Here is a 12,587-nt window from a genome sequence, read left to right as displayed (position 1 = left end):
ATTTTATTTATTTTTATTCTTCCACTTTTTTATGTACGAAATCTATAAATTCTTCCATTTCCTCTTTTGTGATAAATTTTGCTGTGTACATATAGTTTCCCATTGCTTCTGCAAAAATATCCGGCATTCTTTCGTCCATCACAATTGCATTTCCATATTTCTGCTTAATTTCATCATGTGAATGAATATAATTTTTGTTATCACGACGACTGGCATAAACACAGTAATTTTTTTCTATATCTTCATTTAATTTAGCCTTTTCGATTTTGTCAAAGGCAACCATATCAGCCCAGATTTGATAAACATCAGTATTATTGGCATAATTATACATATCAGGAGTATATCCACCCGCAGGACGCATATTTGCTTCCAGTCCCACATATTCCCCTTTTTTACCAAGTCCTTTTTTACTTTTATTTAATTTAAAAAATTCGAGATGTATAAATCTGCTTTTTACTCCAAAACCTTTCACAGCTCGTCTTCCTGCATCCAGTAACTTTTCAGGCATTTCCTTTTCTACATAGTAAAACACGTCTAGCCCTTTATTTACAATATCCATAACAGCAGGCTCAACTATCCCTGTTTCAAAAATAGGATTTCCATTGGAATCAATAATCGCATCATAAGACACCAACTCACCGTCAACATATTCTTCCATAATATATTTCACATTTTCATTACGAGTTTCAAAAAACTGCTTCAATTCTTTTTCATTCTTAATTTTATGAGTATCGCTTGCTCCAACTCCATTATCAGGTTTAGTAACTACTGGATACCCAACTTTATCAATAAATTTTTTTGCTTTTGCAAGTGTCGTAACTAATGAAAAATCCATAGCTGGTATTTCTCCCTTTTTATATGCCTTTTTCATTTTCGATTTTTCTTTTATATTTGCAATTTTGTCAGACTTTATCCCAGTTGTAATATTAAAATCTGAACGAAGTCTTGCATCTTGCACAAGCCAGTATTCATTATTTGACTCAAGCCAGTCAATTTTTCCATATTTATGTGTAAAAAAAGCCACCGCCTTTAAAACTTCATCATAATTTTCAAGGCTAGAAACTTTATAGTATTCTGTCAAGCAATCCTTTAATTTTTGATCCAATTGATCATATTCTATATCTGCAATTCCTAATACATTTACCCCATTTTGTTTTAATCTATCGCAAAATTCACAGTTAGTTTTTGGAAATTGTGGTGAAATGTAAACAAAATTCATAATATCTCATCTCCTTCTACTGTTAAATTGGTTTAATATCACTATTGTTGTAATTCATTTTTTTAGTAATTTCATATTATTATAGCATAATTTTTTGAAAAATGTAAATATTTAATATTTTATTCTTTTTTTATTTTTCCTTTATAAAAGAAATAATAAGATATTTTTCGAGTTTTTTCCTTTATAAGTTGAAAAACTTTTCATCAACTACTATAATTTCTTATATAGGCGGTGATAAAATGATAAAAAGAGAACAATATTTAAAAGAAATTAGAAAATTTATGGATAAACCTGTAATAAAAGTTTTCCCTTTATCCTTTAAAGAATTTATAAAATTTTCTAAAATTCAAAATCCACAGAAAATTTACAATACAGAGGAGTATTTTGAACAATATCTGAAATTTGGAGGACTTCCTGCCATTCATAATTTTAGTCAAGATAAAACTTCGATTTATCAATATTTGACTGATATTTATAATTCTGTTTTATTAAAAGATGTTATTTCAAGAAATAATATAAGAGATATTGAATTGCTGGAAAGAGTTATTTTATTTATTTTTGATAACATCGGAAATACTTTTTCTGCAAAAAAAATTTCAGATTTTTTAAAAAATCAAGGCAGAAAGTTAAGCACTGAAACTGTCTACAATTACCTAAAAGCACTTGAAAATGCCTATATTATTTCAAAAGTTCAAAGATACGACATAAAAGGAAAATCCATTTTAGAAACGCAAGAAAAATTTTATCTTCTTGATTTAGGATTAAAACATTCTCAATCAGGATATAGAGCAGATGATATTGCTGGATATCTTGAAAACATTATTTATTTAGAATTATTAAGAAGAAAGTACAATGTAAATATCGGAAAGCTAAAAACAAAAGAAATTGATTTTATAGGACAAAAAGAAAATGAAAAATTATACATTCAAGTTACCTATCTTTTAGCTTCTGACGACACTATTGAAAGAGAATTTGCCCCATTAAAAGACATTAAAGATATTATCCCAAATATGTTCTTTCTATGGACAATTTGACTAAATTCAACATAAATGGAATTAAGCGAAAAAAAATTATAGACTTCCTATTGGAATAATAATTTTAAAAAACTAAATAATTTGTTGGGGGAAAATAAATTAATATTATCCCCTTTAAATTTTTATTTTTATTTCTGCTTTTCTAATTTTTTTTTGATATTTTTTTCAAAAGGAGTTCCAATAAATAAACTTATTGTGGTTTCTTTTAATTCTTTTGCTACATTTTCATTAGATAATGGTTTAGTAAACGAATTTACTGAACACATCAAAGAAAACATACTTATAAACAATATCTTCTTAATTTTCACTAAACCAAAACCCCTTTAGTCGATGGAATCTCATCCCTGTATTTTTCATCAATACTGACAGCCTCCGCCAAGGCTCTAGCAACTCCTTTAAAAATCGACTCAATTATATGATGCGAATTTGTCCCAGCCATATTTTTTATATGTAATGTAGCATTTAAATGCCTTGTAAAGCCAATGAAAAACTCTTCCACCAATTCCGTGTCAAAAGTCCCAACTTTCTCAGTCGGAATATTTACATCAAAATTCAAAAAATATCTCCCACTTAAATCAACAGCAACTAATGTCAAAGCCTCATCCATCGGCAAAAGAAAGTTCCCATACCTTCTCACACCCTTCAAGTCCCCTAACGCCTCATAAAAACATTTTCCCAATGCAATTCCAATATCCTCCGTACTATGATGATCATCCACCTGCGTATCCCCATCACAATAAACCTTTAAATCAAATCTTCCATGCTTCGCAAACAAGTCAAGCATATGATCCAAAAATCCAACCCCTGTATTATTCTCATATTTCCCAGTTCCATCAATATTTAATTCAACTTTTATTTTTGTTTCAAATGTATTTCTTTCAATTTTAGATTTTCTCATATCTTTATCCTTTCGTTATACCTTTAATTATAAATAGTATAATCTATTTTTTTCTCTTTTTCAAGATTGAGCAAAAAACAAGAAATTTATTTTAAAATATTAAAAATCGTGGTATAATTTAATTTATTAAAAATATAGGAGGTGGAAATATGCTTACTTCTGATGAGAGAGCTGAAAATTTTATAAAAAGATTTGGTTTTGACTTTGATAAAATTGATAAAAATCAAATAATTTTTTTAATAAATGAAGAATTTGAAAGAGCCGTTGAAGAGAGAAAAAGATGTTTTTATGATAGTTCTGAATGTCTACGTGTATTGTGCGGATATTTGTATTGCTTAGGTGATATTTCTGATGTTCCGTTATTAGAAAAAGTAAAATATGGTATTGATATGGATGTTGGAACTATGATTGATAGCGAATGGATTGATAGTTTAGAAAATGGTGGGATAGAAGATAAATATACTCGAACAAGAAAAGAAATAATAGAAAATTTTGTAGATTATTATGAAAGTTGGCTCTAATCTAATCAGTATTCTGACAAGGGGAATTACCCCCTTGCATATTCATTTTATTTTTAATTTACATTATTTTTCCAACAAATCTTCCAATTTCTCAATAAAAATCCCCATTTCCTCATCCGTACCAATCGTAACCCTCAAATAATTATCAATCCTATCTTTTGCAAAATATCTTACTAAAACTCCATTTTCTTTTAGCTGTTTATACAAATCACCTGCGAAAACTTTGTTGTGAGAAATAAAAATAAAATTAGCACTCGAATTTAACACTTTAAATCCTAATTTTTTCAATTTTTCAACTGTTTTTTCTCTAGTCTGAATAATTTTAGCATTAGTTTTTTCAAAATATTCATCATCATTAAACGACTCAATTCCAGCTTCAATTGAAATTCTGTCAATCGTGTATGAGTTAAATGAAAATTTTAGCCTGTTCAGCCCTTCAATTATATTTTCAGAGCCAAGTGCATATCCAAGCCGTATTCCCGCCATAGAACGTGATTTTGAAAACGTCTGAACTACAAGAACGTTATCGTATTTATTTATTAATTTTACAGCACTTTCTGCCCCAAAGTCAACATACGCCTCGTCAACGATAACCAGCTGATTCGGATTATTTTTTACTATTTCTTCAATTTCATCCAATTTCAAAGCAATCGAAGTTGGTGCATTCGGATTTGTAATAATTATATGCCCATCCAAGCCAAAATATTTTTGAATTTCAATTTCAAAACTATCATTTAAAGGAATTTTGACTTCCTTTACATTAAATAAATCGGCATAAACTGGATAAAAACTGTATGTAATATCTGGATAATACACTTTATCTTCCGTATTAAAAAATGTCATAAAAATAAATGCCAGAACTTCATCCGATCCATTTCCAATAAACACCTGCTTATGTGTAACTTTATCGTTTATTTTATTAGAAAAATATTCAGCAATAACTTTTCCAAGCTCCGTTACATCTGGATCTGGATACAATTTCAAATCTTCCAAATTCATAGATTTTATTTTTTCTATAACTTTTGATGATGGCGGATAAGGATTTTCATTTGTATTAAGTTTAATATATTTTTTGTCTTTCGGCTGTTCTCCCGGTGTATAAGGCTCTATTTCCTTTATTTTATCATTCCAAAATTTACTCATTTAAAATTACCTCTTTTATTTTTTTATTTGTTGTTATTCATTAAAATCTGTGTTATTAGAACTATTTTCTATATATTTTATGGTTTCATCTATAAAAGTATTAAAATCAAATTCTAATTTCCATTTCCCATTAACTTTTTTTGTTTCAATTTCCAAGGTTTCTTCATTATAATCAGTATTTTTCATTTCTTCTTTAACTCTACTTTCAAGATATTCATAAAATTTATCAAGTTTTGCTTTGTTAATCTTTTCTATATGTTCAAATTCTTTATCTGAAATACCAGTTTTTTGTTGAATTTCATCAAGAATCTCATTAGTATCAAAATCATCCAGATTTTTAGACTTAATTAATATTTTAACCTTTGCGTTACTTTTTTCTGAAAACAAAATTTCGTTTACACTAATTTCAGTGTTATTAAGTTCATTTATCAAATTCCTACCTATAATTGAAGTTATTTTTTCTGAAAATTCTCTAAAAATTTTTCTTTGTTTTTTGGGAATCTCATTTATAGAATCATTAATTTCGTTATTTACGGTTTCATTATAAAGTTCTGCTGTTTTTTCAAATATAGCTTTTTTACCTTCTGTATTATATCTTTCAATAATTTCTTTATTTATAAGATTCTCAATTTCTTTACTATTTCTATCAACTTCACTTTGTGAAATTTTAACTCCACTTTTCACATAAACTTCATAATTACTTTGTGCCATTCCCAATGTTCCTAAAATAAATAATCCTAGTAGTATTTTTTTCATTTATCCTCCAATATTTTGTTATTATTTTTTTATTTTAATTTATTTGTTTTGTACTGTATTTTGCAGAAAATCTAAAATATTTAGATGATTTATTCCATCTTCGCTCAAATTTATTTCATCCATCGAAATTATAAACTTCTGAAAATTATCCTTTACTTTCTTTAATGGCGTTATCTCTCTCTTGAATGTATTTTCATCAAGTATCGTTGCTGACACTTGATAATATTCTCTTTCATTATTTCGTTCTGCTATAAAATCTATTTCCAGATCTCCAATTTTACCAATATACACAGTATATCCACGCCTAATCAATTCCAAATAAACTATATTTTCCAAAATATGACCAATATCACTATGCTTTTTATTTATAAGCAGTTTTCTCAATCCTATGTCAACTATGTAATATTTCTCCAGCGATTTTAAATGCTGTTTTCCTTTTATGTCATAACGTCCAGCTTTGTACAATATAAACGACGATTTCAAGGCTTCTATATAATTTTCAACGGTAGAAGATGTCGTTTTTCTGCCATAAGAAACAAGTGTATCAGCTATTTTTTTTGGTGAAACAATATTTCCAATGTTTTCAAATAGAAATTTTACTACAGATTCAAGCAAAGTAATGTCCTGTACTTTATTTCTTGCAACTATATCTTTTAGCAAAACTGTGTTGTATATTCCCATTAAATAGTCTTTTCTTATGTCATCATCATTTATTTGTGTCGCATAAGGAAATCCGCCATTTTCAAAATATTTATTCCAAGACTGTCTAATATCCTGTATTTCATCCAATTTAAGATATTCAGAAAAAGATAAGGGCAATATGGATATTTCAATATATCTGCCTGAAAGCAGTGTTGCCAATTCGCCAGATAACATCATCGCATTGGAGCCTGTTATATAAATATCTGTGTTATCCTTTATAAACAAAGAGTCCACTGCCCTTTGAAAATTCTCAACTTCCTGAATTTCATCAATAAATATATAATTTTTTTTATTAGGTACAAGTCTTTCGTTTATATATTGATACAATAATTTATAATCTTTTAAATCTTCAAACTTTAAATCCTCAAAATTTATGGAAATTATCTGTTCTTCCAAGACACCAGATTCTATTAAAAAATTTCTAAATTGAGATAGTAATGTAGATTTTCCGCACCGCCTAACGCCTGTGATAACCTTTATTATCTGCATATCTTTTATTTTTTTCAATTTTTCCAAGTATTCAGTTCTTTTAACCATAAAATCACCTCATACAAAGTATACCAAAAAAAAGAAAAATAATCAATTTTTTATTCTCAAATCAAAAAACTCCAAAATTTTGAAAACTTTTTATTTTCTAAAACAAAAACTTTCAAAAATTAAATACTTTTTATTTTAAAAATGAAAAATTTTAGTATTTTGAAAAAGCCTGAAAACTAGAAATTTATAATTTTCAATCTTATCAAAAAATTATTAAAAATCTGTTTTCAGACAAATTCTATTTTTTATTTATCAAATCTTTTTGAAACTGAACGAGCATGTGCTGTAAGCCCTTCATTTTCAGCAAATTTAATTACTTTATCCTTAACTTCTTCAAGTCCTTGTTTTGAATAGTAAATAAACGAAGATTTTTTAATGAAATCGTCTACTGAGAGTGGAGAAGAGAATTTGGCAGTACCACTTGTTGGCAATGTGTGATTTGGGCCTGCTAGATAATCTCCAATTGGTTCAGGCGTGTTGTGTCCCATAAATATTGATCCTGCATTTTTTATTCTTGGCAATAATTCAAATGGATTGTCTACTGCCAATTCCAAATGTTCTGGTGCAACATAATTGCTTACAAAGACAGCATCATCCATATTGTCTACAATAACTATTCTTCCTTGAGTTTCAATCGACGCCCTTGCAATTTCTTCTCTTGGCAATTCCTTTAACTGCTTTTCCAATTCCTTAGTAACTTCATTTGCTAATTTTTCAGAAGTCGTAACTAATATGCAGGCTGCCAGTTTATCGTGTTCCGCTTGTGACAATAAATCTGCCGCTGTATGAACTGGATCTGCACTTTCATCAGCAATTATAAGCACTTCACTTGGTCCTGCTATCATGTCAATCGAAACTTCCCCATAAACCATTTTTTTAGCCATTGCAACGTAAATATTTCCTGGTCCGCCAATTTTATATACTTTTGGAATAGTTTCCGTACCATAACTAAGGGCAGCTATTGACTGAGCTCCACCCACTTTAAAGATTCTGTCAACTCCAGAAATTTTTGCCGCAACAAGAATAGAGGATAAAATTGTTCCATCTGCAGTTGGAGGTGTTACCATTATAATTTCATCACATCCAGCAATTTTAGCTGGAACTGCATTCATAAGCACAGTCGAAGGATAAGCCGCTGTTCCTCCTGGCACGTAAAGCCCAACTTTTTCAATCGGATTAACTACTTGTCCCAAAATTACGCCATTTTCCTGTCTTATTAAAAAATCATTCCTAACTTGTTTTTCGTGAAATTTCTTGATGTTGTCGTGCGAATATTGAATAACTTCCATTAATTCCTTGTCAATTGTGTCAAAAGCTTTTTGAATTTCCTCCTGTGTAACTTCCAAATTTTCCAGTTTTACACCATCAAATTTTTCAGTATATTCTATCAAAGCCTTATCTCCTCTAGCTTTAACATCTTTCAAAATACTTTCCACAGTTTCATTTACATCATCGTACGAAAACTGGCTTCTAGCAAGCTCCTTTTCCAAATCAACATCTTTTGAATACTTTATTGTCTTAATCATAACGCATCACTCCACTTCTTTTTTTATTATATTTATTTAAATATTTTCATAGTAATTTTATTTAAAATAAGCCTTAAAAATTATGAATGTTTTGTGTAGCTACTATATTTTGTTTAATTTTCAAACTATTTACAAAATTTCTTTTATTTTATTAACAATTTCCTCAATTTTTTTATTTTTAAATCTATAACTCGACTTATTGGCAACAAATCTAGCACTTATATCTTCAATATTTGTAAGAACCTTCAAATTATTTTCCTTCAAAGTTGTCCCAGTTTCAACTATATCCATTATCACATCGGAAAGTCCCAAAATCGGTGCTATTTCAATAGAACCATTTAATTTTATAAGCTCTACATCCCTATTAATTGAGTCAAAGTATTTTTTAGCCACATTAAGATACTTTGTTGCAACCACAAGAGGCCTGTCAAAATTTTCCTTAAAATCCATCGGGCCTGCAATCGAAAACCTGCATTTCCCAAATCCCAAGTCCATCAATTCATACACATCAGGATTTTCTTCAAGCAGTATATCCCTTCCTACAACCCCAATATCCGCACTTCCTTTTTCGACATAAACCCCTACATCCGACGGCTTCACCAAAAGAAATCTAATATTTTTTTCCTCATTCTCAAAAATCAGTTTCCTATTGTCTTCCTTCATTTCCGAACTTTCATAACCTATTTTCTCAAATAAATTATACACTTTATTTCCTAATCTCCCTTTAGGAAGAGCTATATTTATCATACTATTCCTCCTTTTTCAATTCCCCATTTTGAAAAATATATTTCTCATCAAAATTAAAAATTTCAAAATCACTTTCACCTAAATTCTCAATATTTTCCGTCCTTACTCTAAGCCCCTTTTTCTGAAAATCATTCACAATTTCCACCAATTTTTCAAAATCGCTGTTATCATAAGCAATCAAAACCTCAAAATCCTTTTTATCAGTATCCTTATAATACCCCTTCAATCCATCAGTCAAAATCGCAAATCCAACCGCTCCAGTATCAACCCCAAATTTTTCAAACAATTTGTCGTATCTGCCACCAGTTAAAATTACGTTTGAAAAGCCTTCAATATACCCTTGTAAAATAATTCCATTGTAATAATTCAAATTTTTTACAACAGAAAAGTCAAATATAATTTTTGATTTCTTGTAAAATTTCATCAATAAACTGTTTAGCTGTTTAAGTTCAGATAATATTTTTTTCGTATTGACATTTATTTCATATTTTAAAAGTTCCTTTTCAATATTTTCCAAATTCCCCGACAATTCAGGAATTTTATAAATTAATTTTTTCACATTTTCTGAAATATGTTCATTTCTTTTTAGTATTTTTTGTATATCGTGGCTGTTTTTTCTATTAATGCAATCCAATATTTGCTCTTTTGTTTCATATTCCAAATCGAAATTTTCAAAAATCGAAGAAATAAATCCCGCATGCGACAAAACAATCATACTTTTTTTATTTATAATATCTAAACTTTTTACTGCAAGATTAATAATCTCAAAATCCAAAAATGTCGATTCTTTCCCAATTAATTCAATTCCCAGCTGTTTATCCTCTTCGTAACCAATATATTTTGTTAGATTGTAAGTATTTTCCTGATAATAAATTTTACTGTATTTCAAAGACTGATCTTTAGACACCTTTTTAGCAACCGACAACGTAATATCGGGTCTCAACGCTAACAATTTTCCATTCGGACTCATAACAGTCAATACATTTCTATCAATAAAATCCTTATTTTCATTATACAAATCATATTCCTCGAAACTCGGAAGAGAAATCTTTTTATATCCATAAGAATCATACATTTTCCGTATATTTAGTAACACTAAATCTTTTTTACTCATATTTTTTATATAATTTTTCATAATTTACTTCACTTTCCACACCTGTTTTGCTTTTATCTTACCATATAATCAGAATAATTGCAAAAAAAGGAAGTTTTTACACTCCCTTTCATTTAAATATTTTCTATAAATCTTTATTTTCTCACAGCCCACATACTCACTGAAAGAACCTCACAAACCTTCTCAATTTTAGAAAATCCAGTTTCTTTTAATAAATTTTCAACATAATCAGCAGATAAAACATTCATTACCCCAGATTGATTACGAAACGTTTTCTCAACTTGCTCTTTCCTTGCTCCTCTTGTCAATGCAAATTCCTTCCAATAATCCAGTTGTCTATTTGAAAAAATACTTATTATGAATATTCCATCTTTATCAAGACTCCTATAAATTCTTTCCAAAAATTTTTTTGGATTGTCAACAAATTGCAAAACTAAAAGACATAAACATAGCTGAAAATTTTTATTATTTGTATAATTTTCAAACTTATCACAAACATACTCTAAATTTTTCAAATTATTACATTCATTTTTTACAATATTTATCATAATCTCACTTGGTTCTACTACTGTTATTTTTGAATCTTTATAAATATCTGATAAATTTTTGATTTCTAAACTTTGTCCACCTATTGATAAAATATTTTTGATTTGCAAAATTTTAGTTTCAACTTTTAAAACAGAATTAAATAATATTTCAATCATTAAATCATAAGCAGGTATTTTCTTTCTTATATCCTCCAAATAACTATCAATCATAAATTCTTTCATAATATCTCTCCTAATTTAACATTTCAAAATATGCAGTAATTCTATTTCAATTTTGAAATTATATGCTTAAAGTTTCTACAAAATTAAATATATAAAAACTAAAAAATTTAGCAATTTAAATACTTATAATACCCCTTAAATTCCTCATTAGCCTCATTCTCAGTCAATAAAAAATATTCCAACTCAGCCTTTTGAACTTCTCTCTCTTCATCCAAAACAAGTTTATATCGAAAATCAATATGAATATGCTCCCCTTCACTTTTTACAGGATTCTCAGGAATCTCAATCATATTCACATCTATCAATCCTATATTTTGCATATTTTCATCAACTTTTGCAAAAAAACCAGTTTCTTCAGAAAATTCACGGATAGCAGTATCTAAAGGTATTTCATCTTTTTCTACGTGTCCTGCTGGCAGTAAAATAGTTTTTAAATACGGATGTTTTATAAAATAACATTTATCATTCTTAAAAACTACAGCACTCGCTGACAAATGAACTTTGGACTTTCTGTTCGTTAAATCCTCTATTTTCATTTGTGATAATATTTTCGAAATTTTTTCTATTTTTATTTTCAATTCAGGCTCATATTCTGCTAAATTTTCTAAATGTTTTTTTAAGAAATTTATATTTTCTATTTTCAAAATGTTCTCCTTTTAGTTATTTTCCTTAATTTCAAAATAGATTTTATTTTTCTGATTAGGAATACTGTATAAAAATTTTTTCCATTCAACTATTATTTTATAAAAGTCTTCTAATGCGACTGTATCATAAAATTGATTATCAAAATTAAAACCTATTTCTATAATTTTTTTATCAATACTAAATATATAAAATGTTTCTCTTATAAAATCAACTTTTGTTCTTTTACCTTCTACAAACTCCTTTATTATCTCTACTAAATCATTAATTTGATCTAATATATTTAAACTATTCCACTCAAATCCCCCATAATCAACAAGAAAACAATCTAAATAATTCTTATAATTTTTATCGTTTGATATTATAGTAATAAACGGTTCTAGCTTATTTTCATAATTCTTCCATTCCATATTAATTTCCATTTTTATATTTTCTTTTATTAATTTTCTAAGGGCAACATAAATATTAATTTTCATAAAATTAGGATTATCAGTGGGAATATATTCTTCAAATTCAACATCATATTTTCTATTTAATTCCAATTTATCCAATTCTTTCCAAAACTTGGGAACTATTTTTTCAGGATTCCCAAATAAACAAAATTTTGCAAATTTACCATTTAGATTTAAAAATTCCCGTTCAAATTGTTCTTTTTTATAATCAAATTTTTCAATATTTTCATTTTTATTTTCTGTTTCATATCCTACAAAATAATCGTAATGAATAATTTTGCCGTATTCTTGATATACCATTCTATTATACACAACTGTCTGATATTCTCCGATTCTATCAATTATTTCATTTTTTTTTCATCATTTCTTTTCTAATGTTTCTTTTATTTGCTTCAATTTGTTCATCTAAAAAATTTATATTGTAAATTACTTTACCTTTGAAAACTCTATTTTGTTTTAATTCAACAATTTCATACTCCATAAATTTCCCTTTTTAAATTCTAGTTCATAATATTTCTAAAAACTA

Annotated in this window: 15 protein-coding genes; 2 read left to right on the top strand and 13 right to left on the bottom strand. The window is 27.8% G+C overall.

Annotated features, from left to right (window positions below; all coding sequences use genetic code 11):
- Positions 1 to 13 precede the first annotated feature (13 nt).
- On the bottom strand, positions 14 to 1,219 hold the full coding sequence (locus K324_RS0100150; RefSeq protein ID WP_026747349.1) for an ATP-grasp domain-containing protein: 1,206 nt from the start codon (positions 1,217 to 1,219) through the stop codon (positions 14 to 16).
- A 239-nt stretch (positions 1,220 to 1,458) separates the two neighbouring features.
- Here K324_RS0100150 and K324_RS14020 point away from each other — a divergent pair, with 239 nt between their 5' ends.
- Positions 1,459 to 2,253, top strand: coding sequence for an ATP-binding protein (locus K324_RS14020; RefSeq protein ID WP_248615310.1), 795 nt, complete (start codon positions 1,459 to 1,461; stop codon positions 2,251 to 2,253).
- Between the two features lie 128 nt (positions 2,254 to 2,381).
- Here K324_RS14020 and K324_RS0100140 read toward each other — a convergent pair whose 3' ends face one another.
- On the bottom strand, positions 2,382 to 2,561 hold the full coding sequence (locus K324_RS0100140) for a hypothetical protein (protein ID WP_026747348.1): 180 nt from the start codon (positions 2,559 to 2,561) through the stop codon (positions 2,382 to 2,384).
- The gene (gene hisB, locus K324_RS0100135) at positions 2,561 to 3,151 is read right to left on the bottom strand and encodes an imidazoleglycerol-phosphate dehydratase HisB (protein WP_026747347.1); all 591 of its coding nucleotides are present in this window, start codon (positions 3,149 to 3,151) and stop codon (positions 2,561 to 2,563) included. Before hisB ends, K324_RS0100140 begins: the two co-directional genes overlap by 1 nt.
- 149 nt (positions 3,152 to 3,300) lie before the next feature.
- Here hisB and K324_RS0100130 point away from each other — a divergent pair, with 149 nt between their 5' ends.
- Positions 3,301 to 3,672: a hypothetical protein gene (locus K324_RS0100130; RefSeq protein ID WP_026747346.1), complete on the top strand. Its 372-nt coding sequence runs from the start codon at positions 3,301 to 3,303 to the stop codon at positions 3,670 to 3,672.
- A gap of 63 nt (positions 3,673 to 3,735) precedes the next feature.
- Here the strand turns inward: K324_RS0100130 and hisC are convergent, their stop codons facing one another.
- The 10 genes from hisC to K324_RS16475 all read right to left on the bottom strand — a co-directional run bounded on the left by hisC (position 3,736) and on the right by K324_RS16475 (position 12,542).
- Positions 3,736 to 4,815: a histidinol-phosphate transaminase gene (hisC, locus tag K324_RS0100125; protein WP_026747345.1), complete on the bottom strand. Its 1,080-nt coding sequence runs from the start codon at positions 4,813 to 4,815 to the stop codon at positions 3,736 to 3,738.
- Positions 4,816 to 4,848: 33 nt separating this feature from the next.
- Positions 4,849 to 5,571, bottom strand: a complete 723-nt coding sequence (locus tag K324_RS0100120) for a hypothetical protein (protein WP_006804151.1) — start codon at positions 5,569 to 5,571, stop codon at positions 4,849 to 4,851.
- Positions 5,572 to 5,610: 39 nt separating this feature from the next.
- Positions 5,611 to 6,810 (bottom strand): ATP-binding protein, encoded by a 1,200-nt coding sequence (locus tag K324_RS0100115; RefSeq protein ID WP_026747344.1) that lies wholly within the window; start codon positions 6,808 to 6,810, stop codon positions 5,611 to 5,613.
- A 245-nt stretch (positions 6,811 to 7,055) separates the two neighbouring features.
- On the bottom strand, positions 7,056 to 8,336 hold the full coding sequence (gene hisD / locus K324_RS0100110; RefSeq protein ID WP_026747343.1) for a histidinol dehydrogenase: 1,281 nt from the start codon (positions 8,334 to 8,336) through the stop codon (positions 7,056 to 7,058).
- A 129-nt stretch (positions 8,337 to 8,465) separates the two neighbouring features.
- Positions 8,466 to 9,083: an ATP phosphoribosyltransferase gene (gene hisG / locus K324_RS0100105; RefSeq protein WP_026747342.1), complete on the bottom strand. Its 618-nt coding sequence runs from the start codon at positions 9,081 to 9,083 to the stop codon at positions 8,466 to 8,468.
- Between the two features lies 1 nt (position 9,084).
- A complete protein-coding gene (locus K324_RS0100100; protein WP_026747341.1) occupies positions 9,085 to 10,218 on the bottom strand; it encodes an ATP phosphoribosyltransferase regulatory subunit in 1,134 nt (377 codons plus the stop codon).
- Between the two features lie 113 nt (positions 10,219 to 10,331).
- Complete coding sequence (locus K324_RS0100095; RefSeq protein ID WP_026747340.1) at positions 10,332 to 10,967, bottom strand: methyltransferase domain-containing protein; 636 nt, start codon at positions 10,965 to 10,967, stop codon at positions 10,332 to 10,334.
- Between the two features lie 107 nt (positions 10,968 to 11,074).
- Entirely contained in the window at positions 11,075 to 11,611 is a 537-nt protein-coding gene (locus tag K324_RS0100090) for an NUDIX domain-containing protein (RefSeq protein ID WP_026747339.1), read from the bottom strand.
- Positions 11,612 to 11,623: 12 nt separating this feature from the next.
- On the bottom strand, positions 11,624 to 12,373 hold the full coding sequence (locus K324_RS0100085) for a hypothetical protein (RefSeq protein ID WP_156906948.1): 750 nt from the start codon (positions 12,371 to 12,373) through the stop codon (positions 11,624 to 11,626).
- Positions 12,374 to 12,407: 34 nt separating this feature from the next.
- Complete coding sequence (locus K324_RS16475) at positions 12,408 to 12,542, bottom strand: hypothetical protein (protein WP_282705561.1); 135 nt, start codon at positions 12,540 to 12,542, stop codon at positions 12,408 to 12,410.
- Positions 12,543 to 12,587: the final 45 nt, after the last annotated feature.

It is taken from the genome of Leptotrichia trevisanii DSM 22070 (assembly GCF_000482505.1).
Classification (GTDB): domain Bacteria; phylum Fusobacteriota; class Fusobacteriia; order Fusobacteriales; family Leptotrichiaceae; genus Leptotrichia; species Leptotrichia trevisanii.
Note: the sequence above shows the minus strand (reverse complement) of the source record. Positions and strands in the feature narration are given on the sequence as shown.